The organism is Arthrobacter parietis, from assembly GCF_039530425.1.
GTDB classification, from domain to species: Bacteria; Actinomycetota; Actinomycetes; order Actinomycetales; family Micrococcaceae; genus Arthrobacter_D; species Arthrobacter_D parietis.
The window spans coordinates 1,182,899-1,206,958 of record NZ_BAAAON010000001.1 but is presented as its reverse complement, the minus strand read 5'-3'; the positions used below and the strand labels follow the sequence as shown (position 1 = coordinate 1,206,958).

At 62.9% G+C, this 24,060-nt stretch carries 20 protein-coding genes and 2 riboswitches; of the genes, 15 read left to right on the top strand and 5 right to left on the bottom strand.

The genetic code is table 11. The features are described from left to right. Window positions 1–6: 6 nt before the first annotated feature. Window positions 7–1,449: a CCA tRNA nucleotidyltransferase gene (locus ABFX19_RS05665; protein ID WP_277358506.1), complete on the top strand. Its 1,443-nt coding sequence runs from the start codon at window positions 7–9 to the stop codon at window positions 1,447–1,449. Continuing rightward, entirely contained in the window at window positions 1,446–2,093 is a 648-nt protein-coding gene (locus ABFX19_RS05660) for a histidine phosphatase family protein (protein WP_056545578.1), read from the top strand. The genes ABFX19_RS05665 and ABFX19_RS05660 overlap by 4 nt, the downstream gene beginning before the upstream one ends. On the opposite strand, the gene ABFX19_RS05655 is transcribed toward ABFX19_RS05660, so the two are convergent. Then, entirely contained in the window at window positions 2,090–3,250 is a 1,161-nt protein-coding gene (locus ABFX19_RS05655) for a DUF418 domain-containing protein (RefSeq protein WP_346027780.1), read from the bottom strand. The genes ABFX19_RS05660 and ABFX19_RS05655 overlap by 4 nt on opposite strands. A 469-nt stretch (window positions 3,251–3,719) precedes the next feature. On the opposite strand from ABFX19_RS05655, the gene ABFX19_RS05650 reads away from it, so the two are divergent. From ABFX19_RS05650 to ABFX19_RS05625, 6 genes are all read left to right on the top strand, one after another. Continuing rightward, the gene (locus tag ABFX19_RS05650) at window positions 3,720–4,031 is read left to right on the top strand and encodes a hypothetical protein (RefSeq protein ID WP_277358508.1); all 312 of its coding nucleotides are present in this window, start codon (window positions 3,720–3,722) and stop codon (window positions 4,029–4,031) included. Window positions 4,032–4,279: 248 nt separating this feature from the next. Continuing rightward, on the top strand, window positions 4,280–5,527 hold the full coding sequence (gene mshA, locus ABFX19_RS05645; protein ID WP_346027779.1) for a D-inositol-3-phosphate glycosyltransferase: 1,248 nt from the start codon (window positions 4,280–4,282) through the stop codon (window positions 5,525–5,527). A gap of 50 nt (window positions 5,528–5,577) precedes the next feature. Then, window positions 5,578–6,345 carry a phosphatase gene (locus ABFX19_RS05640; protein ID WP_346027778.1) on the top strand — a complete coding sequence of 256 codons (768 nt, stop codon included), beginning with the start codon at window positions 5,578–5,580 and terminating at the stop codon, window positions 6,343–6,345. A 107-nt stretch (window positions 6,346–6,452) separates the two neighbouring features. Further along, window positions 6,453–8,144 carry a formate--tetrahydrofolate ligase gene (locus tag ABFX19_RS05635; protein ID WP_346027777.1) on the top strand — a complete coding sequence of 564 codons (1,692 nt, stop codon included), beginning with the start codon at window positions 6,453–6,455 and terminating at the stop codon, window positions 8,142–8,144. Between the two features lie 34 nt (window positions 8,145–8,178). Further along, window positions 8,179–9,222 (top strand): L-threonine 3-dehydrogenase, encoded by a 1,044-nt coding sequence (gene tdh / locus ABFX19_RS05630; RefSeq protein WP_277358512.1) that lies wholly within the window; start codon window positions 8,179–8,181, stop codon window positions 9,220–9,222. A gap of 13 nt (window positions 9,223–9,235) precedes the next feature. After that, complete coding sequence (locus ABFX19_RS05625; RefSeq protein ID WP_277358513.1) at window positions 9,236–10,429, top strand: glycine C-acetyltransferase; 1,194 nt, start codon at window positions 9,236–9,238, stop codon at window positions 10,427–10,429. A gap of 119 nt (window positions 10,430–10,548) precedes the next feature. Here ABFX19_RS05625 and ABFX19_RS05620 read toward each other — a convergent pair whose 3' ends face one another. Then, window positions 10,549–11,043: a DUF2306 domain-containing protein gene (locus ABFX19_RS05620; RefSeq protein ID WP_277358514.1), complete on the bottom strand. Its 495-nt coding sequence runs from the start codon at window positions 11,041–11,043 to the stop codon at window positions 10,549–10,551. 77 nt (window positions 11,044–11,120) lie between these two features. Here ABFX19_RS05620 and ABFX19_RS05615 point away from each other — a divergent pair, with 77 nt between their 5' ends. Then, on the top strand, window positions 11,121–11,741 hold the full coding sequence (locus tag ABFX19_RS05615; protein ID WP_277358515.1) for a MerR family transcriptional regulator: 621 nt from the start codon (window positions 11,121–11,123) through the stop codon (window positions 11,739–11,741). A gap of 20 nt (window positions 11,742–11,761) precedes the next feature. Here the strand turns inward: ABFX19_RS05615 and ABFX19_RS05610 are convergent, their stop codons facing one another. Both ABFX19_RS05610 and ABFX19_RS05605 read right to left on the bottom strand, forming a co-directional pair. After that, entirely contained in the window at window positions 11,762–12,739 is a 978-nt protein-coding gene (locus tag ABFX19_RS05610; protein ID WP_277358516.1) for a YeiH family protein, read from the bottom strand. 107 nt (window positions 12,740–12,846) lie between these two features. Next, complete coding sequence (locus tag ABFX19_RS05605; RefSeq protein ID WP_056545557.1) at window positions 12,847–13,932, bottom strand: inositol-3-phosphate synthase; 1,086 nt, start codon at window positions 13,930–13,932, stop codon at window positions 12,847–12,849. A 213-nt stretch (window positions 13,933–14,145) separates the two neighbouring features. Here ABFX19_RS05605 and ABFX19_RS05600 point away from each other — a divergent pair, with 213 nt between their 5' ends. The 6 genes from ABFX19_RS05600 to ABFX19_RS05575 all read left to right on the top strand — a co-directional run bounded on the left by ABFX19_RS05600 (window position 14,146) and on the right by ABFX19_RS05575 (window position 23,820). After that, window positions 14,146–15,615 carry a hypothetical protein gene (locus ABFX19_RS05600; protein WP_346027776.1) on the top strand — a complete coding sequence of 490 codons (1,470 nt, stop codon included), beginning with the start codon at window positions 14,146–14,148 and terminating at the stop codon, window positions 15,613–15,615. Next, the gene (locus ABFX19_RS05595; protein ID WP_346027775.1) at window positions 15,612–16,706 is read left to right on the top strand and encodes a lipid II:glycine glycyltransferase FemX; all 1,095 of its coding nucleotides are present in this window, start codon (window positions 15,612–15,614) and stop codon (window positions 16,704–16,706) included. Before ABFX19_RS05600 ends, ABFX19_RS05595 begins: the two co-directional genes overlap by 4 nt. Window positions 16,707–16,708: 2 nt before the next feature. Then, window positions 16,709–18,154: a phytoene desaturase family protein gene (locus ABFX19_RS05590; RefSeq protein ID WP_277358519.1), complete on the top strand. Its 1,446-nt coding sequence runs from the start codon at window positions 16,709–16,711 to the stop codon at window positions 18,152–18,154. Between the two features lie 84 nt (window positions 18,155–18,238). After that, window positions 18,239–18,340: riboswitch (glycine riboswitch) on the top strand. Window position 18,341: 1 nt separating this feature from the next. Continuing rightward, window positions 18,342–18,445, top strand: a riboswitch (glycine riboswitch). A gap of 54 nt (window positions 18,446–18,499) precedes the next feature. Next, window positions 18,500–21,328 (top strand): aminomethyl-transferring glycine dehydrogenase, encoded by a 2,829-nt coding sequence (gene gcvP, locus ABFX19_RS05585; RefSeq protein ID WP_277358520.1) that lies wholly within the window; start codon window positions 18,500–18,502, stop codon window positions 21,326–21,328. A gap of 9 nt (window positions 21,329–21,337) precedes the next feature. Continuing rightward, window positions 21,338–22,450 (top strand): glycine cleavage system aminomethyltransferase GcvT, encoded by a 1,113-nt coding sequence (gene gcvT / locus ABFX19_RS05580; RefSeq protein ID WP_277358521.1) that lies wholly within the window; start codon window positions 21,338–21,340, stop codon window positions 22,448–22,450. Then, window positions 22,447–23,820, top strand: coding sequence for an L-serine ammonia-lyase (locus ABFX19_RS05575; protein WP_346027774.1), 1,374 nt, complete (start codon window positions 22,447–22,449; stop codon window positions 23,818–23,820). The genes gcvT and ABFX19_RS05575 overlap by 4 nt, the downstream gene beginning before the upstream one ends. 37 nt (window positions 23,821–23,857) lie before the next feature. On the opposite strand, the gene ABFX19_RS05570 is transcribed toward ABFX19_RS05575, so the two are convergent. Further along, window positions 23,858–24,052, bottom strand: a complete 195-nt coding sequence (locus tag ABFX19_RS05570; RefSeq protein WP_346027773.1) for a hypothetical protein — start codon at window positions 24,050–24,052, stop codon at window positions 23,858–23,860. Between the last annotated feature and the right edge of the window lie 8 nt (window positions 24,053–24,060).

The following is a 24,060-nucleotide window of genomic DNA, read 5'->3' as shown; positions in this document are numbered from 1 at the left end:
AGGACTATGGTGCACCTGTTGGAAGATTCCCCGTTGACCGCCCCCCTTCCGGCGGTGGTTACTGAGCTAGGACGGCTGTTCGCTGATGCCGGCCACGAACTTTCACTGGTGGGCGGGCCGGTCCGCGACCTTTTCCTCGGTAGGTCCTCGCCGGACCTCGATTTCACCACGGACGCTGATCCGGATCAGATAATCGCGGTCATCCGGCGGTGGTCCGACGCCTTTTGGGAGATTGGCCGGGAGTTCGGAACGATCGGGCTGCGCAAGGCGTCCTTCACCATCGAAGTCACGACCTACCGCGCCGAGGCGTATGAGCCGTCCTCCCGCAAGCCCGTGGTTGCCTTCGGCACGAATCTGGAGGATGACCTCCTCCGCCGGGACTTTACGATCAACGCCATGGCCTTGCGTCTGCCCTCACTGGAACTCGTGGACCCGTACGGTGGAGTAAAGGACCTGCACGCGGGCCTGCTGCGCACTCCGGGGGCGCCGTCGTCGTCATTCTCCGATGATCCGCTCCGAATGATGCGCGCGGCACGGTTCGCTTCCCAGCTGGGAGTGGAGGTTGCGCCGGAGGTGCGGGATGCGATGACCGCGATGGCCGAGCGCATCACCATCATTTCCGCAGAGCGCGTCCGGGATGAGCTGATCAAGCTCATCAACGGTGCCCACCCCCGGCGGGGCGTCGACCTCATGGTTTCCACCGGGTTGGCCGACCACGTGCTGCCTGAGGTGCCTGCGCTGCGCCTTGAGATGGATGAGCACCACCGGCACAAGGACGTCTACCAGCACTCACTGACCGTGCTGGAGCAGGCGTGCGCACTGGAAACCGATGACGACGGCGCGGTGCCGGCTCCGGACTTTGCCCTGCGGTTCGCTGCCCTGATGCACGACGTCGGGAAGCCGGCCACCCGGCGCTTCGAACCAACCGGCGCGGTGAGTTTCCGCCACCACGATGTTGTCGGAGCAAAGCTGACAGCCAAGCGGATGAAGACGCTCCGTTTCGACAATGACACGATCAAGGCGGTGGCGCGCCTCGTGGAGCTGCACATGCGCTTCTACGGCTACGGCGAGGCGGGCTGGACGGATTCCGCGGTGCGCCGTTACGTGAGCGACGCCGGGCTCCAGCTTGAACGGCTGCACCGGCTGACGCGGTCGGACGTGACAACGCGCAACCGCCGGAAGGCAGAGCGCCTCGCTTTTGCTTACGACGACCTCGAGAACCGCATCGCTGCGCTCGCCGAGCAGGAAGAGCTCGCATCGATACGGCCGGATCTGGACGGAGAAGACATCATGAAGCTGCTGGGTATTCGGCCGGGGCCGGTTGTGGGGCGGGCCTATCGCTTTCTTTTGGAGGAACGCATGGAACATGGTCCGCATACCCGTGAGGCTGCCGAGTCCAAGTTGCGCGTCTGGTGGGCCGGCCAGCCCGAAGCAGGAGATGAATCATGAGCCAGTCCGGAGCAGCTGCCGCTGATCTGACCGCGGCGGGCACACCGCTGCCTAACCTTTGGCTATTGCGCCACGGTGAGACGGAGTGGTCCCGCGACGGCAACTACACCGGCCTCACTGACCTTGCGCTGACTTCGGCCGGCGAGCAGCAGGCACGGGACGCTGCGAGCCGGTTGGCCGGCGTCGAGTTTGACCTGGTCTTCACGTCTCCGCTTCAGCGTGCGCGACGCACGGCTGAGCTGGCCGGTTTTGGTGGCGCCGAGGTGCTCCCGTATGCCCATGAGTGGGACTACGGCGACAATGAAGGCCGTAACAGCGCGCTTGTCCGCAAGGAGAATCCGGATTACCTCATCTGGAAGGACGGCGTCCCAAACGGAGAAACCATTGCCCAGGTGGCAGCACGCGCTGACCGGATCATCTCGAGGGTTCAGGCCGGTTGCGGCACACCGGCGGACCAGGATCCGCAGGCGCAACCGGTGCGTAACGCCCTCCTGGTTGCTCACGGCCACTTCCTCCGGGTGCTTACGGCGCGCTGGCTGGAGTTCGAACCCGTGGAGGGGCGGCGCTTCATCCTTGGTACGGCCGCGGTGTGTGCGCTCGGCTGGGACAAGCGCACTCCCGCCATCCTGCGCTGGAACGTCTAACTTCCCGGTGCCCGCGTACTCCGTCGGCCATACGTGATGCTCCGCAGTAGCCACTCTGCCGGGCCAATTCGTATGCGTGCGAGGAGAAGGCGGCTGAGGATAAGTTGGGCTGCAAAGATGACGACGGCGATTCCCGCCACCGCGCTGGCCGGCAGTCCGTCGGAGAGCCGCAGCCCGTAGGCGGTGAAAACGAGCGCCATGATCACCGACTGCAGGAGGTAGTTGGTGAGCGCCATGCGTCCCGCGGGTGCAAGCAGTCCGCAGAGGCGTGCTCCGGCCGCCGTGCGGAAGAGCAGCAGGAGGAGACTCACGTAGCCGGCTGTCTGCAGAGGCGCGGTGAGCGTTGAGATGCCGAAGGCCAGCACACTGAACCGGTCGCCGCTCCCATAGGTGGTCAGGTAGGCCTGGAAAACACCGGCGGCGAGGCCGACGGGAAGGCAGGTTGCCGCCGTCGTCGTCAGGATGCGGGTGGAGAGCGGCCGTTCCAAAAGGCGGGCCCGGGCGGCCGCGAGCCCGAGGTAGAACATTCCGAGCGAGAGCGGACCCTGAACGAAGACCACACCGGCAACGTTCTCCAGGAAGTTGTCCGCGTTGGCTGCGAAGACCGAGCTTGGGCTCTGGGTGAGCGCGCCTGAATTGACTGCAATAGCGGCGGAAGGAGCACCCGCTCCGGCGCCGGCAATGAAAAGGCCCACAGCCAGGATGAGCGAACCGATCCCTCCAATCAGCGCACTGCCCGTGATGACGGCCGTGGACGTGCGCAGTGAGTGCGTCGCGAGCAGAATCAGGCCCATCAGCGCATACGTCAGGAGGATGTCCCCAAAAAACAGGACGAGACCGTGCAGCAAGCCGAGGACAAACAACGCAGCAAGGCGGCGCTGGATGCGTTGTACCGGGGATGCGGTTGCCGCAATGGCCGCCCGCCACTGCAGATCAAAGCTGTAGCCGAACAGGAAGGAGAAGAGTAGGTAGAACTTCGCTTCGAAGAGAGCTGCAACCGTGAACCGCACTGCGAGGTCAGCTGCCGACCGGTGATTCGGGCTGATTTCGCCGGCAAGGGTGAACGCGTCGGCGAAGTACCAGATATTGACCATGAGGATGCCGCCGAGCGCAAAGCTGCGCAGCGCATCGACCTCGCGGAGCCGTGCAGATCCCATCCGCCTACCTCTCCTCGAATCCTTGGTCAGCCTAACGCTGCCTGGCGGGCTAATGCGCTGCTGCTGTCCCGGCTACTCCCCGTCCGGCAAAATATTCGGAATTTCTCGCAAAAGAGCTAGGCGAAGGCGCTTCGTTTGAGGTAGCTTTGAGAAGTGCCATTGGGAGAACCCAATCTTCCTTTGTTTTTGCACTGTTCAGGTAAGCGCAAGTTAGAAGTGGAGGTGGGATTCGGTGATTAATCTTCTCGGCGGCATGATGGCCGCGCGAACCCGCCCAGCCTCCGCCATCGCTGCGCATTAACTTCCTGCTGAAAACGGCACTTCTCTCCTAATTTCTTCTGCGGAGAAGTTTTCTTTTTCCTTTGTGTGCGTCAGGCGGAACCCGCCTCGCTTTTTCGTGCCTTTCTCACGAATTCCGGGCTCATCGCAGCCCTCTTCTCTTCCCGCACCACAATCTCAGGAGATATCCATGCCTGTTTCAGCCCCTGTTTCCACCGAACGCACCACGGCCCAGGTCGATGCACAGCAGCGTTCACACGGGGAATTCATCATGTCCGGCAGTCTCACCCGCCTCGACCCGGTTCGTGAACCCGACACGCAACCCGTCGATTTATCAGCGGTGATGCCTGACTTCACGCAGCGAGAGGAGGTGTACTTCATGATTAAGAAACTTCGGGAAAGTGTTTCCTTCTGGAAGCGAATACAGGAATCGTCGGTCGATAACGCCTGGGAAAACGCCCAGTCTTTTGCCCTGCCGCAGCATCACCTGTTCATCAAGTAACAGGTGCGTCCATGCGGCGTGTAGCCGCGCCCTGTCGATCCGCGAAGGAGAAACTGATGCAAGTCATCGGTGCCACCACCAGAGAAGCCCGCGCTTCCCAGCGCGGGCTTCCGCCTTTAACGGACCACTCCGGCTCCACGAGGCGCTCCCGCGGAATGTCGTGACTGTTGTCCGCGTTATATGGTCACTAGTGGCCAGAGGTCAAGTGCTGGCAGAAGAATACAACCTGGACGGCGAAGGGAGGGCTCGTGACCCCCGTGAAGCGCGTGGCGATGCTGTCGCTTCACACATCGCCCTTCGATCAGCCCGGCGGCGGCGACGCCGGCGGTATGAATGTCTATGTACGCTCAGTGGCGCTGGAGCTCGCCAAGGTCGGTATCGACGTCGAAATTTTCACTCGCGCAGCAGCGGACGGGCAACCTCACATTGAGGAGCTGGGCCCGGGTGTCCTGGTCCGCCACCTTATTGCCGGACCCACGCGCCGGGTTCCGAAAGAAGTACTTCCCCAACTCTCCGATGACCTGGCCGACGCCATCGCCGACGCCACCGATCTGCTGGCAGACGGACACTTCGATGTCATCCACTCCCACTACTGGGTCTCCGGCATTGTGGGCTTGACCGTCGCGAAATCCCTCAACCTGCCGTTGGTCCACTCGATGCACACCATGGCGAGGGTGAAGAACCTCCGGCTGCATGCCGGAGGAGTAAGGGAACCTGAATCGCGGATTTCCGGCGAGCAGACCATCGTCAACGACGCCGATCGCCTCATCGCCAACACAAGTACCGAGGCCGCGGAATTGGAATCCCTTTACGGGGCGGCCGCCGAGAAGGTCGACATTGTCGCCCCCGGTGTGGATCTCGACATCTTCAATGCGCTTGACCGGCCCGCCTCGCGTTCCGGGCTTTCGTTCTCTGCCGAGACGTTCCACGTGGTCTTCGCCGGCCGGATCCAGAAGCTGAAGGGTCCCCACCTGCTGGTTGAGGCTGCCGCTGACTTGCTGGCGCGGCGCCCGGACATCCCACTCCAGGTCAGCATCATCGGCTCCGGCAGCGGACCTGAAGCCCTGGAGCTGCGGCCCCTGATCAATCGGCTTGGACTACAGGACGTGGTCCGGCTCTATCCGCCCGTTTTGCCGGAGCAGCTTGCGCACTGGTTCCGCGCGGCCGACGTCGTTGCGATGCCTTCCTACAGCGAATCTTTCGGTCTGGTGGCGCTTGAAGCGCAGGCCTGCGGCACACCGGTTCTGGCAGCGAATGTCGGCGGACTGCCGCAGGCGATCAGTGCCGGGCGAACCGGCGTTCTGGTTGACGGGCATGGTGCCGCACTATGGTCAGCGGCGCTGGAGGTCCTGCACGACGACGGCGCAATGCGCCGCACGCTCGGCACCAATGCTGCGGTGCACGCGTTGGCCTTCGGTTGGCAGCGGACCGCACTGTTCACGGCGCAGAGCTACCGGACGGCCGTCGAACAATACGAGGGTGCGCCCGCACTGTAGCCCGCAGCACATCAGCCAGTTCCCCAGGACAGTGTGCCTAGGATGGACGGGTGAATGCAGCCGCCGAACTCGCCAGCTATCTCGACTCAGTAGGTATTACCGGGAAGGTTGCCACACCGCGGCAGGACAACCTGCGGCACATGCAGCTGTTCCTCGATGGAAACGAGCACCTCGAGTTTGGTGTGCGGCTTACCCGCACCTGGAGCCTTGATGAGGTGTTTGACCTGATGCACGAGCGCGTCGGCACCAGCGCCGACCGGGATCATCTCGAGGGTCAGGACACCATCGACGCGCACAAGTGCGTCGCAGCACTCGACCGGTTCGCGGACCGGTTTGGCGTGGCCGTCCGCTCGGGCAGCCGGATTCTGTTCGCGACCGGCCACCCCGCAGGGTTGCTGCCCGTTCACGCTGCGCTCGCCTCTGCAGCTGAACGGGGCGGCGCAACCGTCGTCAAGGTCCCCGAGGGCCAGCCCTTCCGTGACGGTGACATCCGGCAGTTGTTCGGTGTCCTGGCCTGGCATCAGTACGGCGGCCTCGTCCACACCCACTATCCGGAGCCGATGCGGCTCAGCCTTGAGCTTCTCGCATCCCAGGGCGCACCCGCGCCCGAGCTGATCGTGGCCGATCATGGTTGGGCAGGGCATGCCGCATCAGTTGGCATTCCGACTCTCGGCTTCGCCGACTGCAATGACCCCGGCTTGTTTGTCTCCGAGGCTGAGGGGCAGTTGGAGGTCGCGGTGCCGCTGGATGACAATCTGTGCCCCGGTCTGTATGAGCCGATGACCAGCTACGTTCTGGAGCGCGCAGGACTCGGCTAAAGCCCCTCTTCGGCGGCGCGCTCGCGCGTGGGCGCGCTGGTAGATTGGATGCAGCTCACACCCGAGCCGCCCATAGTCCAGCCAGCACCCCGGAGGGATTTCAGACGATGACGTCTATCCACGCCCCTGTGTCCGATCTCGACATTGCACGAGCGGCCCGTATCCGTCCCATCGAGGACATCGCAGCAGCGGCGGGTATTCCTGCTGAAGCGCTGGAACTGCACGGGCGGTACAAGGCAAAGATCGACGTCGCGCAGTTGCCTCGCGTCCCCGGGAAGGCGCCGGGGAAAGTGGTTCTGGTCAGCGCCATGAGTCCAACTCCCGCGGGTGAAGGAAAGTCCACCTTGACGGTAGGGCTTGCGGATTCGCTGGCGCGGGCCGGCCAGAGCGTGATGGTTGCGCTGCGCGAGCCCTCGCTTGGCCCGGTCATGGGCATGAAGGGCGGAGCCACCGGCGGCGGGTATTCGCAGGTGCTGCCGATGGAGGACATCAACCTTCACTTCACCGGTGATTTCCACGCGATCACCAGTGCAAACAACACGCTCATGGCCCTGGTGGATAACTCCATCTACCAGGGCAACCCGCTCAACATCGATCCGCGAAGGATCACCTTCAAGCGCGTGCTCGACGTCAATGACCGCAGCTTGCGGGACGTGGTGATCGGACTGGGCGGGCCCACGCAGGGAGTTCCGCGCCAGGACGGTTTCGACATCACGGTGGCGTCCGAAGTCATGGCCGCTTTCTGCCTCGCCACTGATCTCGCCGATCTCCGGAACCGGCTGGCGCGCATGACCATCGGATATACCTATGACAGGAAGCCGGTAACCGTTGCGGATCTCGGCGTCGAGGGAGCGCTGACACTGCTGCTGAGGGACGCCGTGAAACCGAATCTCGTGCAGACGATTGCCGGCACGCCGGCGCTGGTGCACGGCGGACCGTTCGCCAATATCGCACACGGCTGCAACTCGGTCATCGCCACCCAGACAGCGCAGCGCCTTTCCGACATCGTGGTAACCGAGGCCGGGTTCGGCGCAGATCTGGGTGCCGAGAAGTTCATGGACATCAAGGCGCGGGCCGCGGATGTGGCGCCTGACGCCGTCGTAGTGGTTGCGACCATCCGTGCCTTGAAGATGCACGGTGGTGTGGCGAAGGACAATCTGCGGGAGCCGGATGTCGACGCGGTGAAGCGCGGAGTCGTGAACCTTCGGCGCCACGTAGCGAACGTGCGGAAGTTCGGCATCACACCCGTGGTGGCCGTCAACAAGTTTGTTACTGATACGGATGAGGAACTCGAGTGGCTGTTGTCGTGGTGTGCTGCCGAGGGTATCAGCGCGGCCGTGGCGGATATCTGGGGTGAGGGCGGCGGCGGCCCGGGCGGTGACGATCTCGCCGGGAAAGTCCTGGCCGCGCTTGAAGCACCTCGCTCCTTCCGGCACCTGTATCCACTGGAACTCCCTGTGGAGGAGAAGATCCGCACGATTGCGCAGGAGATTTATGGGGCATGCGACGTCGAATTCTCCGCTGCTGCCCTGCGCCGGCTCAAGGAGATCCAGGCAAACGGGTGGGATCAGCTTCCGGTGTGCATGGCCAAGACGCAGTACTCGTTTTCCGACGACGCCACCCGGCTCGGCGCTCCCGAGGGTTTCACCCTCCATGTACGGGACCTGATCCCGAAGACCGGAGCGGGCTTCATTGTCGCCCTCACCGGAGCGGCGATGACCATGCCCGGTCTGCCGAAGGAGCCAGGCGCCCTGCGCATGAACGTGGATGACGACGGCGGCGCGGTGGGACTGTTCTGAGTATTGTCCAGCGATACAAACGAAAGGACTGTGGGTGAAGGCGCTTTATAAATCGGGTGCTCGGGCTGGTTTTGAGTTCGTGGATCGGCCGGAGCCGGTGCCTGGCGTGGGTGAGGTGAAGATCCGGGTGTTGACCACGGGTATTTGCGGGACGGATCTGCATATTGAGTCGTGGGATTCGTGGGCGGCCGGGATTATCGAGGCGCCGCTGATTCCCGGGCACGAGTTCTACGGTGAGGTTGTGGAACTCGGTGAGGGTGTGTGTGAGGTCCGGGTGGGGGACCGGGTGTCCGGTGAGGGACATATTGTGTGTGGTATTTGCCGTAATTGCCGTGCTGGGCGCCGGCAGATGTGTATCCGGACGGTCAGTGTGGGCGTGCAGCGTGATGGTGCGTTTGCTGAGTTCGTGGTGATTCCGGAGACCAATGTGTGGGTTCACCACGATGCTGTGACACCGGAGTTGGGTGCGGTGTTCGATCCGTTCGGTAACGCGGTTCATACGGCGTTGAGTTTCCCGTTGGTGGGTGAGGATGTGTTGATCACGGGGGCTGGTCCGATTGGTTTGATGGCGATCGCTGTTGCCCGTCATGCCGGTGCACGCAACATTGCGATCACGGACGTGTCGGAGCCGCGGTTGGATCTTGCCCGGTCCATCGGCGTGGATTTGGCGGTGGATGTGAGCCGGATGCGGATCATCGAGGCGCAGCGTGAGCTGCATATGGTGGAGGGTTTTGATATTGGTCTGGAGATGTCCGGGCACCCCACGGCGTTGCCGGAGATGATCGAGAACATGAACCACGGCGGGCGGATCGCAATGCTGGGCTTGCCGTCCCAGGACATCACGATCGACTGGGGGAAGGTGGTCACGCACATGCTCACGTTGAAGGGTGTGTATGGGCGGGAGATGTTCGAGACGTGGTACGCGATGAGTGCGATGCTGCAGTCCAATGACCGGTTGCGTGATGCGGTGGCGAGTGTGGTCACTGACGTTTTGCCGGCGTCTGACTGGCAGGAAGGTTTCAGCATTGCCCGTGATGGGCGCAGCGGCAAAGTAGTGCTTGACTGGTCGGCGATCTAGAGGGAGTTTGCGAATGTTTGTTTCAGTGCGGGATCAGCTGCAGTCGGAGCTGCAGGAAATCCGGGATGCGGGTTTGTATAAGCATGAGCGGACCATTTCTTCGCCGCAGTCCAATAGGATCCGCGCGGCGTTGGGCAGCGCGGAGGGGGCGCAGGTGTTGAACTTCTGCGCCAACAACTACCTTGGTTTGGCGGATCATCCGGCGATTATCGAGGCTGCGAAGGGTGCGTTGGATGATCGCGGGTTCGGGATGGCGTCGGTGCGTTTCATCTGCGGGACGCAGGATCTGCATCTTGAGCTCGAGAAGCGCGTGTCGGCGTTTTTGGGCACTGAGGACACCATCTTGTTCTCGTCGTGTTTCGATGCCAACGGCGGGGTGTTCGAATCCCTGTTGAACGCTGAGGATGCTGTCATCTCGGATGCGTTGAACCACGCCTCGATCATTGACGGGATCCGGCTCAGTAAGGCGCAGCGGTACCGGTACGCGAACCGGGATATGGCGGATCTTGAGGCGAAGCTGCAGGAGGCTTCCGGTGCGCGCCGTCGGTTGGTGGTGACTGACGGGGTTTTCTCGATGGATGGGTATCTTGCTCCGTTGCAGGAGATCTGTGACTTGGCGGAGCGGTATGACGCCATGGTGATGGTCGATGATTCGCATGCTGTGGGTTTCATGGGGCCAACGGGGGCGGGAACACCGGAGCATGCTGGTGTGTCTGACCGGGTGGATCTGTATACCGGGACGTTCGGTAAGGCGTTGGGTGGTGCCTCGGGTGGGTACGTGTCCGGGCGGGCGGAGATCGTCGAGTTGTTGCGGCAGCGGGCGCGGCCGTATCTTTTCTCCAACTCGCTGGCCCCCTCGATTGTCGCGGCAACCCTGACGGCCCTGGACCTGGTCCAGAACAGTGCGGAGCTCCGTGCACGGTTGGGTGAGAACGCGGCCCTGTTCCGGTCTCGGATGAGCGAGGAAGGATTTGAGCTGCTCGCCGGCGAGCATGCCATCATCCCGGTTATGTTCGGTGATGCGGCGCTGGCGGCGAGAGTGGCGGACAGCATGCTCGAACACGGGGTCTACGTGATCGCGTTCAGCTACCCGGTTGTCCCCAAGGGAGCCGCGCGCATCCGTGTGCAACTCTCCGCAGCCCACAGCGCCGAAGACGTGGAAGCGTGCGTCACCGCCTTCGTTGCAGCACGGGACGCCACGGCGTAGTTCCTGCGTGCCGCGCTCAAGTAGGCGAGGGTGATTGCTTCCTGCTGAAGAGTACGTAGGCGGATGCCGCGCGGAGGCGATCCTGCCGCCCCAACCGCCCCCGGTCACGCCCAACGGTACTAAACCGGCGCCTTGCCGGTGTGGACCACCTTGACAGGTGCCGCTACCGTTCTCGGCCGGACCGCCAGGTAAAGCCCGCCCACTGTGAGCAGCACCAGCGCAGCAACAACGACGGCGGTGCCCGGGTCATCAGCCAACAGCAGCGGTATTGCCCGCCCCGGTGCCGTGGCTGCGAACACAAAAGCGATTGCAATGCCGATGTAGCTACCGATCATGTTGGCCCGGTGAGCAACGATGTTGCGGCGGATCGCCGAGACGAGGCCGAGCGTCACCGTGATAATGGTGAAGGCGGAGAGACCGTGAAGCCAGCTGAAATGTCCGTCGGTCACAATCCCGAAACTGCTCACGCAGACGAAGTACATGGCGCTCACCCAGGTATAGCCAATGATCCTGTGGGTGCGGTCGCGTCGCCGTCGGAAAATATTGAGTGGCCCGAGCACCAGGACGTACAGCGCGGCGACCACGTGGGCGGCTATGAGCGGGCTCCAGTCCATGGTTATAAGATAGACCCACTATCTTGCGATGTATATCTGGATAGTTGACGTCTTTCCACTATCCAGTGAGGACCCTCGTGCAGCTGAAGGAACTGAGCGCGTCAACGGGCATAAGCGCCGCCAGCATCAAGTTCTATCTTCGCGAAGGACTGCTCCAGCGCGGGGTCGAGATCCATCCCACTCGTGCCGAGTACAGCATCCGGCACGTTGAACGCCTCGAGCTGATCTCGGGTCTCCGGTCAGTCGTCGGGCTTCGTGTCGATCAGATCCGTGGCTTGATCGGACTCATTGAGGATACCGGTGTATCCCGCCTTGAGCTGTTGGGCAAAACCCAGGCGATGGTGATGGGTGCCCCTGCGGAAGCGGTGCAGGACCACCCGCTTATGAACGGGCTGTTGGCAGCCCAGAGCTGGCCGGATGCACCCTCTGAGGCGCGCGCGCTGCTCAACATCATCCTCCGGGAAATGGAGACAATGGGACTTTCGGTGAGCGCCGACGTCGTACTCGGATATGCACGAGCGGCCGATCAGGTGGCACAGCAGGATCTGGGCACAGTCCTCGACACACAGTCCCGGGATCAGGCAGTGCTCGCGGTGGCAGTGGGTGTCCGCGCATACAGCCGACTGCTCCTTGGCCTGGTGGGGATGGCGCAGGCGTCGCACAGCATCCGCCGACTGGGTGGAACACGTTCCGCGTGAGGCCTGCAGGCCACGTTTCTTCAGGACAGTGGCAGGGCCACCGAGCAGACGAGGGATACCGCGAGGATCACCAGGGTTGAAATCAAACCGAGCAGCACCGGGCGCTTGCCCACGCGCAGCAGGCTTTTCAGGTGGACTCCCAGACCCAGGGCGAACATCGCCGCTGACAGCAGCAGCGTCTGCAGGATCTGTGCCAGTTCCAGGACCCCTTGCGGGAGGACATCCGAGGTGCGCAACAGCATCGCTCCGACAAACCCCACAATAAAGAGCGGGACCACGGGAGGAATCTTGCCGCCTGTAGCCGGTTCGGCACGGCGCATGCGCAGGGCTATTCCGGCGGTGATCGGCGCCAGGGTGAGGACACGGGCGAGTTTCACCGTGACGGCAACAGCAAGAGCAGAGCTGCCCACTGATCCGCCCGCGGCAACAACCTGTGCCACTTCATGGGTCGATGCCCCGATCCACACGCCGAGGGTCCTCTCCGGCATTCCCAGCAGCCCGCCCAGGAAGGGGACCGTGGGGATCATCAGGGTCCCAAAGAGCACCACCAGTCCGATGGCGGTGGCGACTTCCGTCTTCTTGGCGCCGGCCGCAGTCTCCGTGGCTGCAACCGCTGCCGCACCGCAGATAGAGAACCCTGAAGCGATGAGAAGTCGCTGGGCAAAGCTGATGCCCAGGAGCTTTCCGATCCACAGTGTGGCAGCGAAGGTCACACCCACTGACAGAAAAACAAGGAGGAGCACACCGGGGCCCAGCCCAAGTACTGCTGAGAGTGAGAGTTGAAGTCCGAGCAGTACGATGCCCGCCCGCAACAGGGTTTTGGATGAAACACCGATCCCCTCGAAGAACAGGGATGGCACCGGCAACAGGTTTCCCCAGGCCGCTCCAAGGAGGATGGCGATCAAGAGCGGGCTGGTTCCCGGGAGTAGACCGCTCAGCAGCCAGGAAATTGCAGCGCCGGCGAGACACACCGCCAGACCGGGAAGGCTATTGCTCATGACAACAATCTCTCATGCGATGCGAACGCCAGCGGTCGGACAGGCCACTTCCCCACAACAAAACGCCCCCGGTAGGACCGGGGGCGTTTCATCAGAGGGGAACTGCTCTAGCGCTCGACCTCGCCGCGAATGAAAGCTTCAACTTTGTCGCGGGCGATGTCGTCGTTGTACTGCTCCGGCGGCGACTTCATGAAATAGCTCGACGCCGAGAGAATCGGTCCGCCGACGCCGCGGTCTGCGGCAATCTTCGCGGCGCGGATGGCGTCGATGATCACACCGGCCGAGTTCGGGGAATCCCACACCTCGAGCTTGTACTCAAGGGAAACCGGTGCATCGCCGAAGTTGCGGCCCTCGAGACGCACAAACGCCCATTTGCGGTCATCGAGCCAGGCGACGTAATCCGACGGTCCGATGTGGACGTCGTCGGCGTGCAGTTCGGCCTCTACGTTTGAGGTGACAGCCTGGGTCTTGGAAATCTTTTTTGACTCAAGGCGGTCCCGCTCGAGCATGTTCTTGAAGTCCATGTTGCCGCCGACGTTGAGCTGGTACGTGCGGTCCAGCGTGACTCCGCGGTCTTCGAACAGCTTGGCCATCACGCGGTGGGTGATCGTTGCGCCGATCTGGCTCTTGATGTCGTCACCCACAATCGGCACACCCGCTGCAGTGAACTTATCAGCCCACTCCTTGGTGCCTGCGATGAAAACGGGAAGTGCGTTGACAAAAGCGACGCCCGCATCGATTGCGCACTGGGCATAGAACTTCGCTGCTGCTTCGGAGCCGACTGGCAGGTAGCAGACCATTACGTCAACCTGTGATGCCTTGAGCTCAGCGACGACGTCAATCGGCTCCGCATCGGATTCGACGATGGTCTCGCGGTAATACTTGCCCAGGCCATCGAGGGTGTGCCCGCGCTGGACCTTCACTCCGGTGGGCGGCACGTCCGCGATCTTGATGGTGTTGTTCTCGCTGGCGCCGATGGCGTCGGCGAGGTCCAGGCCGACCTTCTTGCCATCGACGTCGAACGCGGTGACAAACTGCACGTCATTGACGTGGTACTTGCCGAACTCCACATGCATCAGGCCGGGGATGGTCGCCGTAGCGTCTGCATCCTTGTAGTACTGCACACCCTGCACCAGGGATGCTGCACAGTTTCCAACACCGACGATTGCTACCCGAATGGGGTTAGTTCCCACTGTTCTCCTCTTTACGCGCACTTATAACCGCCCGGACCGAGGTCTTTGTTTGCCTTTGCCTCCGGCGAAATCCACAGCTTACCCAGTCTACTTGTTATTGCGAACGCCCGTTGTTGCCTGCTCATTCCCTCAAGCCCTCCGGAGTACGGGATTACAGGTGGGATTCCACGAAGAGAGCGCCATTTTCCTGCCCGTTGGCTAGGCTTTCGAGACATGGAGCAAGAGCAGGGTCAGCGCCGCCCCGCAAGCATCTCCGTGCCTACGCGCAGGGACCCCTTGCTCAGGCATGTCGCGGAAGTCGCCGGCGGGCCACTTGGGAGGCACGCTGCACCGGGCAGGGTGCGGCCGGCCGTCTTCACCGTCGGGCGGGTCCTGATCCTGATGACCACAGCCGCCGCTGTCCTGGCGGTGCTGATCAAGGCTCCGTGCCGAACCGACGGATGGACACGTCCCGCGCAGTTCTACCGGGGATGCTACTCAGACTGGACCGAGGCCTTCCAGTTCCAGGGTCTCGGAAGCGGTTTGTCCCCATTCGCGGAGGGCTCCACCTTTGATGGGCCGCTGCTCGTTGGAGTGTTTGCGGGACTGGTCGCGCTACTGGTGCCGACGTCCGCGGACGGCATAGTCCAAACGCAATCCCTGATGCAGTATTTCGACGTGAACGCTGTACTGATCGCTGCCGCGTGGATTGGAACTGTTGTTACCGTGATGCGACTGGCGAGTCGCCGACCCTGGGATGCGGCGCTTGTGGCGGTGGCGCCGATCGCGATCCTGACGGCAACCTCAAGCTGGGTGCTGCTGTCCGTCCTATTGAGTGTCCTGGCTGCGTGGGCGTTTGCGCAGGAGCGCTATGTGATCTCCGGCGTCCTGCTCGGGTTCGGCGCCGGGTTCAGCGTTCACGTGCTCCTGGTCCTCGCTGCCGTCATACTGTTGGCCATCCGGACCGGCCGGTTCAGGGGTGCCCTGCTGAGCGGCGGTTCGCTGATCGCCGTCTGGGTACTCACCGTTCTGCCGTTCGGGCCCGAACGCATTCTGGCACTGCCGTGGGAATACGATCCGGCTCGCCTCGGCATTTCCTCTTCGCTGTGGGCGGGCTATGACCTGCTTGCGCAGCGGCTCGGCCTGCCGGTGCTCTCTCCGGTAGCAACAGCAACCCTGGCTTTTACCATTCTCGCGGTGCTGGTTGCCCTGATATGCCTGCTGGTGCTGCGGGCACCGCGACGCCCACGCCTTCCGCAAGTGATTCTTCTGCTGCTCGGAGCACTCGTCCTGGTCCTGCCCGACTACCCTCCCGCACTCACTCTGTGGTTGCTGCCCTTCGTTGCGCTCTCGTATGTCGATTGGCGAATACTTTGTGTCTGGCAGCTTGTTGAACTACTTCACTGGTGGGCGTACTGGATGTACGTAGCCCGTGAAGCGTCGTCAGGCGTGGTGGAGAACAATATCGACTCCCCCTACTATGTAGCCGCGATCTTGGCGCGGCTACTGGCCACCGGTTACCTGTTGTATCGGGTTGCGCAACATATACTTGAACCGACATATGATCCCGCACGGCGCATTGGTATTGACGATCCGGCAGGCGGCCCCTTCGATGGCGCTCCAGACCGGCATGCGCCTGCTCCGGTACTGTTGAGCGAGTCCTCTCCAAACCTCACCATCACCGCACCGAAAGACCCCCAGTGACAGAATCCGTCTTCCGCAGTGAGCGCCTTACGCCAGAGGCATTCGAGCTGTTGGCGTCGGCAAGCCCCGATGTCGTCATTCCGCTCGAACAGACTCCGCAGTGGGCGGACTTCGAGCGCAGTCTGGGCCGGGAACCGTACGGATTGTGGGCCTACTACGACGACGACGGCGCACCGGCTGCGATGGTGAGCTTCCTCCGGGTGCGGCGCAGGTTCCGAGAATCGCTGGTCGCGATCAACGGGCCCGTATGGTTCGCGGACCGTACCGCGGAAGCTGAACTCCGTCTTATGCATACGGTTCGGCACCAGTTCACTGATGATCCGGGCACAGACCCCCTCTATGTCCGCATGCAGGTGAAGCACCCGCTGCCTCCTGCAGCCGGACCGATCGAGCACGGCTGGTATGAGCGCGAGATCGTCGTTGACCTGACGCCGGGTGAGGATGCAATTTTCAAGTCTTTCCGGCCGAATGCCCGGAACAGTATCCGTCGTGCGGAACGGTCAGGCGTGGAGGTCCGGACCATCGAGCGGGCACGCTGGGTCGAGGTATTCAGGGCGGACCTGTACCCGATTTTGAAGGAAACAGCGGAGCGCGACGGCTTCTCCAGCTTCGGCCCCGAATACTACGAGTTGCTGCTCTCAACTCTGGGGGATCATCTTCGGCTCATGGTCGCCTACGTGGACAGCAGGGCTGTGAGTTGGTTGATCACTACCGAATACCGCGGCTACTCGGTCTACTACTTTGCGGGCAGCACACACGATGCGCGGAAGACGTTTGCGCCTTATCTGTTGCTGTGGGAAGCGTTCAAACAGCTCAAAGCCGCCGGCAATACCGCTTGCGGGCTTACCGGGATTGTGAGTGAGAACTACCCACAACTGGTCAACGTCACCACGTTCAAGCGGAACTTCTCCAAGAACGTTGTGGACCTCCCCACAACTTATGACATCCCGCTGAACCCGGGTAAGTACAAGGTGGTGGCTGGACTGCTCTCATTCCGCAGAACGGCGCCGGCCAAAGGTCGCGCGTTGCTCATGCGAGCAGCCTCGTCCGTGTCCACGCTTCGCGCCCACCGGTCCGGAGGGAAGAGCTAGCCATGGCGGACGTCGCGATTGTCGGTGCCGGCCCCAATGGGCTGGCTGCCGGCGTCGTGATGGCACGTGCAGGCTTGAGCGTGGAGATATTTGAGGCCGAACGAGCTATCGGCGGCGGGTCACGCACCATGGAGCTGCTTGAGCCGGAACACGTGCATGACATTTGTTCGGCTGTGCATCCGATGGCGCTGGCGTCACCCTTCTTCCGGGAGTTCGGTCTCCGGGAACGGATTCCCTTCGTGGTTCCCGAGCTGTCGTACGCCAATCCGCTGGACAATGGCCGTGCTGGACTCGCGTACCGCGATCTTGGGCGTACGGCGCTCGGTCTGGACAAGGACGGACAGGCCTGGCGGCGACTGATGCGCCCGCTCGTGCAGCACATTGATGGGGTGGTCGATACCGGGCTCAACCAGTTCCTGCGGGTCCCGCGGCATCCAGTCGCGGCCGCCCTGCTCGGTTCAAGGACGCTCGAGCAGGGGACTGGCCTGTGGAACCTGCGCTTCTCGACGGAAGAGGCGGCGGCATTGTTTACCGGAGTTGCCGCACATGCCGTTGCTGCCCTGCCCACACTCGCGGCTGCAGGTGCCGGGCTCACCCTCGGAGCGTTGGCGCATGCCGTGGGATGGCCCATTCCGGTTGGCGGATCCCAGGCATTGGTCAACGCTATGGCGGATGACATCCGGGCACATGGCGGCGCCGTCCACACTGCCCGTCGGATTGAATCGGTCGGCGAGTTCGACGGAGCAAAGGCAGTCCTGCTCGATGTCTCACCCGGTGCTGTTGGAGGCCTGGCAGGCGATCGCCTCCCGCAGGGCTACGTCTCAATGCTGGACCGGTTCCGCTTCGGGGACGGCGCCTGCAAGGTTGACTTCATCCTCTCGGGGCCGGTGCCGTGGGCAAACGAGGAAGTACGAGCGGCCGGCACAGTTCATGCGGGCGGAACCCGGGCTGAAGTGGCGGCGTCGGAAGCCGACGTGGCCGCCGGACGCCATCCGGAAAAACCGTACGTGCTGGTTTCGCAGCCTTCCCTGTTCGATTCTTCCCGCGCACCCCACGGACGGCAGGTTCTGTGGACTTACTGCCACGTGCCCAACGGTTCCACGCGGGACATGACGGAGGCCATTGTGCGGCAGATCGAACGTTTCGCGCCCGGCTTCCGCGACGTCGTCGTGCGTTCACACGTCATGACTGCAGCTGACCTTGAGCAGTACAACGCCAATTACGTGGGCGGTGACTTCAGCGGTGGCGCGGTGACCATCCCTCAGCTGCTGGCGCGTCCCTCATTCGGGCCGCACCCTTGGCGGATGCCGGGGAAGGGCCTCTATCTGTGCTCAGCATCGACCCCGCCCGGCCCGGGCGTGCACGGGATGGGCGGTTATCACGCGGCAAAACTTGCACTCAAGGACGTGTTCGGGCTGCCGGTGCCGCAGTTGGGAAGGTCATCGTGAGCGCACTCCTTTGCTGATCGATTTCAGCGAAGAGTAAGCTTGATCACGATCGCATAACTGAAAAGCGCAGTAATAAAACGCCCTTGACCCGCAGCGGGAGAGTCCTGCCGTTGACCTACAGCCGGCAGGCGCCGTAGGAGCAAACCCTCCCCAGGAATCTCTCAGGCCCAGCACCGCAGCGGAAAGGCAACTCTGGAAAGTAGCGCAGCTGAAGATAGGTTGTGCTCACCGACGGTGCAAGGTGAACCCTGTGTTCACGGAATCTCTCAGGTCCAAGACAGAGCGGGGAGGAACCCACCCACCTGTCCGCGCGCCCTGCACGCACACTGATTCACGGAGTTCCTCATGACGCACCAGACGGAATCAACTTTCTCCGACCGCCACATCGGTCCCCGCTCGGACGACGCCGAGCAGATGCTCAAGGTCCTGGGCTACCCCAGCCTGGACAAACTCGTCGATGTTGCGGTGCCGGCGAGCATCCGTATCAACGAGGGCCTGGACATTCCGTCTGCGCTGAGCGAGTCGGAGGTCCTGGCGGAACTGCGCAGCATCGCCGCGAAGAACAAGACCGCCGTGCAGATGATCGGTCAGGGCTACTACGACACGGTCACCCCTCCTGTCATCCGCCGCAATGTGCTTGAGGCTCCCGCCTGGTACACCGCCTACACGCCCTACCAGCCGGAAATCTCCCAGGGCCGTCTTGAAGCCCTGCTGAACTTCCAGACGATGGTCCAGGACCTCACTGCGCTGCCCATCGCCAACGCCTCCCTGCTCGATGAAGCATCGGCCGTTGCCGAGGCCGTCCTCCTGATGCGTCGCTCCGGCAAGAACAAGGGACGAACCATCCTGGACGCGGAATGCCTCCCCCAGACCATCGCCGTCGTGCAGGGCCGCGCTGAGGCGCTGGGCTTTGATATCGAGATCGCTGACCTCTCAAAGGGATTGCCGGACGGCGACATCAACGGCGTCGTCCTCCAGCAGCCCGGGACATCCGGCACGCTCCGCAACCACACGGACATGGTCGCGAAAGCGCACGACGGCGGCGCCCTGGTGACGGTCGCAGCGGACCTGCTAGCGCTGACCCTGATCACCCCTCCGGGGGAGCAGGGCGCGGATATCGCCGTCGGCTCCGCCCAGCGTTTCGGTGTGCCGCTGTTCTTCGGCGGACCGCACGCTGCGTACATGGCCGTTCGAAAGGGCCTGGAGCGCATGCTCCCCGGCCGCCTTGTTGGGGTGTCGAAGGATTCCGACGGCGCACCCGCCTACCGGCTTGCACTGCAAACACGTGAGCAGCACATCCGCCGCGAGAAGGCTACGTCGAACATCTGTACCGCTCAGGCGCTCCTCGCGATCGTTGCCAGCATGTACGCCGTTTACCACGGTCCGGACGGGCTGAAGGCGATCGCGGAACGTGTCCATGGAAAGGCGGCGCGGCTCGCTGCAGCCGTTCCAGGGACGGTCCACGAGTCCTTCTTCGACACCCTTCTCGTGAAGGTCGAGGGCCAGTCCGAGAGCATTGTCCGCAAGGCCGAGGAGCGCGGCATCAACCTGCGGTTGGTCGATGCCGATCACGTCGGCATCTCCTGTGACGAGACCACCACGGACGCTCACCTTGAAACCATCGCCGAGATCTTCGGGGTAAATCTGTCAGCCGACGCGGAGACTGCAATCCCTGCTGACCTGCAACGGACGTCGTCCTATATGACCCATCCCGTGTTCTCCCTCCACCGCTCAGAGACCCAGATGCTGCGCTACCTGCGCGGTCTCTCGGACCGCGACCTGGCACTGGACCGCACCATGATTCCGTTGGGATCCTGCACCATGAAGCTCAACGCCACGGTTGAGATGGAACCGATCTCCTGGCCCGAGTTCGCAACCATCCATCCGTTCGCCCCCGAGCACCAGACCGAGGGCTGGCGCCAGCTGATTGATGACCTGGAGGGCCGTCTCGCTGAAATCACCGGCTACGCCAGGGTGTCGATTCAGCCGAACGCCGGCTCCCAGGGTGAACTCGCCGGTCTGCTGGCCATCCGCAAGTACCATCTTTCACGCGGTGATGAGGCTCGCACAGTGTGCCTCATCCCATCGTCAGCACACGGCACCAACGCCGCCTCTGCTGTGCTCGCCGGCATGAAGGTGGTTGTGGTCAAGACAGCCGGAAACGGCAACATCGATCACGATGATCTCCAGGCAAAGATCGAGGCGAACAAGGATTCCCTCTCCGCGATCATGATCACCTACCCGTCCACGCATGGCGTTTTCGAGGAGGACGTCCGCTGGGTCTGCGACCAGGTGCATGGCGCGGGCGGTCAGGTCTACATCGACGGCGCAAACCTTAACGCGCTGGTCGGGCTAGCAAAGCCGGGTGAGTTCGGTGGTGATGTTTCCCACCTGAACCTGCACAAGACGTTCTGCATCCCGCACGGCGGCGGAGGTCCCGGTGTCGGGCCGGTAGCAGTGGCGGAGCACCTTGCCCCCTTCCTGCCTGGAGATGCGAATAGCGCAGCTGGTGTAGACAACAGCAACACAGCCGGCGTCCCTATCTCCGCCTCCCGCTTCGGTTCAGCAGGCGTACTGCCGATTTCCTGGGCCTATGTGGCGCTGATGGGAAGCGAGGGCCTGACGGCAGCCACGAAGTCCGCGCTCCTTGCAGCGAACTACGTCGCCGCCCGCCTCAATGAATACTTCCCGGTGCTCTACTCGGGTGAGAACGGACTCGTGGCGCACGAGTGCATTCTGGACCTTCGCGCACTTACCGCGAAGACCGGTGTGACAGCCGAAGACGTGGCCAAGCGCCTCATCGATTACGGCTTCCACGCCCCGACGCTGAGCTTCCCGGTAGCGGGCACGTTGATGGTGGAGCCCACGGAGTCCGAGGACCTGCGCGAACTGGACCGTTTTGTCGAGGCGATGATCGCCATCCGACACGAGATCGACCGCGTCGGAACAGGCGAATGGCAGCTGGAGGAGAGTCCGCTTCGCCAGGCACCGCATACCGCACAGACGCTCATCAGTGACGAGTGGTCGCAGGCCTACTCCCGGGAACTGGCTGCATTCCCGCTGCGGACGCTGCGCCACGACAAGTACTTCCCGCCGGTCCGCCGTATCGACGGCGCCCACGGTGACAGGAACCTCGTGTGCTCGTGCCCGCCGATCGAAGACTTCGAGGACTAAGGGATCGCCATGACAAAGCAGACAGCGCTGTATGCCCAGCACCAGGAACTCGGTGCGGCATTCACCGACTTCGGCGGTTGGCAGATGCCCCTGAAGTACCGCAGCGAACTTGAAGAGCACCACACGGTTCGCCGGGCCGCCGGCATTTTCGACCTTTCGCACATGGGCGAGGTGATGGTCACTGGGCCGCAGGCAGCCAGCTTCCTCAACTATGCCCTCGTGGGAAATATGGAGATCATGGCGGTGGGGAAGGCCAAGTACTCCCTCATCTGCACCGAGGGCGGCGGAGTGATTGATGACCTCATCACGTACCGCCTCGCCGAGGACCAGTTCCTTGTGGTGCCCAACGCCTCGAACTCCGACACGGTTGCTGCCGAGCTGCAGCAGCGTGCTGCCGACTTCGATGTCACTGTGCAGGATCAGTCGGAGGAGACCGCTCTCATCGCGGTGCAGGGACCGAACGCGGAGGCGATCCTGCTCGGCATGGCGCCGGCTGCAGACCGCGACGCCATCACCTCGCTCAAGTACTACGCCGCCGTTCGCGTGGAGCTCGCCGGTCAGCCGGTCCTCCTCGCCCGCACCGGCTACACCGGCGAGGATGGCTTTGAACTTTTCATCGAGAACGCGCAGGCCGTACAGCTGTGGAAAGCCGTGACCGAGGCAGGAACCAACCATGGCCTGGCGCCCTGCGGGCTGGCCTCGCGGGACTCGCTTCGCCTTGAAGCCGGCATGCCGTTGTACGGTCATGAGCTCGGCCTGGAGACAAATCCGTTTGAAGCGGGATTGGGCGGTGTCGTCAGCCTGAAGAAGACCGAGAACTTCGTGGGCCGCTCCGTGCTGGAGCCGCTGAAGGCCGAAACACCGGAGCGAAAGCTGGTCGGTTTGCGTGGTACCGGACGCCGGTCTGCCCGTGCAGGGTACGACGTCGTTTCGAACGGACAGACCGTAGGTACCGTTACGTCTGGCCTTCCGAGCCCGACCCTCGGGTACCCGGTTGCCCTCGCTTACGTTGACACAGCGTTGAGCGAACCGGGCACGGAACTGCAGGTTGACCTGCGCGGACGTCCGGAGGGTTTCACCGTCGTTGAGCTGCCGTTCTACAAGCGTCCGGGCCGCTCATGACCATCAGCGCCTTCGACCTCTTCAAAATCGGGATAGGTCCGTCCAGTTCACACACGGGCGGGCCCATGACGGCGGCCTTTCTCTTCACCCGGATGGTGGTGGAGCAGGGGCTGCTGGAACAGGTCCAGCACGTCGATGCTGAACTGTTCGGTTCGTTGGGCGTAACCGGTCATGGGCACGGAACAGTCAAGGCCGTGATCCTGGGGCTCGAGGGCGAGCAGCCGCACCTTACCGATCCGGAACGCGCTGAACCTCGTGTGGATGAAATCTCGAAAACAAAGACCCTTCGTCTGGCCGGCTCACACGATGTAGCTTTTGATCCGGAGAAAGATCTTGTTCTGCACCGCAAGCAGCGGCTGGACTACCACACCAATGGGATGCGCTTCTCGGTATATAACGCTGAGGGCATACTCTTATTCGCCTGCGAATACTACTCGGTGGGCGGGGGTTTCGTTCTGGACGAGGACCAGATCGGCACCGACCTGTCCGCGGAACAGACCGTCGCGATTCCCTACCCGTTTGAATCCGGCGAACAGTTGCTCGGCCTTGCAGCATCGACGGGAAAGTCCTTTTCCGGGATTGTGCTGGCCAATGAACTGGCCGTCCGGTCCGAGACTGAGATCCGCAACGGCCTGCTCGAGATCTGGGACGTCATGCAGGACACCATCCGGCGGGGGTCGACCAACAGCGGCATTCTTCCCGGTGGGCTGCATGTCCGGCGTCGTGCTGCCCGGCAGTTGGAACTGCTTCAGAAGGAAGCTGACCCCAATGACCACCTCAGCACCATGGAGTGGGTCACCCTGTTCGCGCTTGCCGTAAACGAGGAAAACGCGGCCGGCGGTCGTGTGGTGACCGCTCCCACCAACGGCGCGGCCGGCATCATCCCGGCAGTCCTGAAGTACTACACAGACTTCGTTCCGGGAGCCGACGACGACGGCGTTATCCGCTTCCTGCTCGCCGCCACTGCTGTCGGTGCCCTCTTCAAGAAGAATGCCTCCATCTCGGGTGCCGAGGTCGGCTGTCAGGGGGAAGTTGGTTCAGCGTGCGCGATGGCCGCTGCGGGGCTGGCCGAGGTGTTGGGAGGCACACCCGAGCAGGTCGAAAACGCCGCTGAAATCGGCATTGAGCACAACCTGGGCTTGACCTGCGATCCCGTCGGCGGACTGGTGCAGATACCGTGCATCGAGCGCAACGCCGTGGGAGCGATGAAGGCAATCACCGCAGCCCGCATGGCCGTGCGCGGCGACGGGCAGCACTTCGTCTCACTTGACGCTGCGATCAAGACGATGCGTGAAACCGGTGCGGACATGATGGACAAGTACAAGGAAACCGCCCGTGGCGGGCTGGCCTTGAACGTCGTGGAATGCTGATTGGGTTCCAGGGACTGCCCCGGAACTGAGCTGCGGCTCAGTCAGCCTCGACGTTCACGATCTGGCGCGGCGTGTGCCGGTTGCGCACGAGGTCGCGGGCATCCTGCATCACCACGTCGATGTCCACACCGACTGCCGCGGGAATGATGGCGCCGAGGGTCGGGATGACCGATCCGACTGCAGCTCCTCCTGCACCGATTTTTAGCGCGCTACTTTGCGTGAGCGAGCTCATCGTTCGAT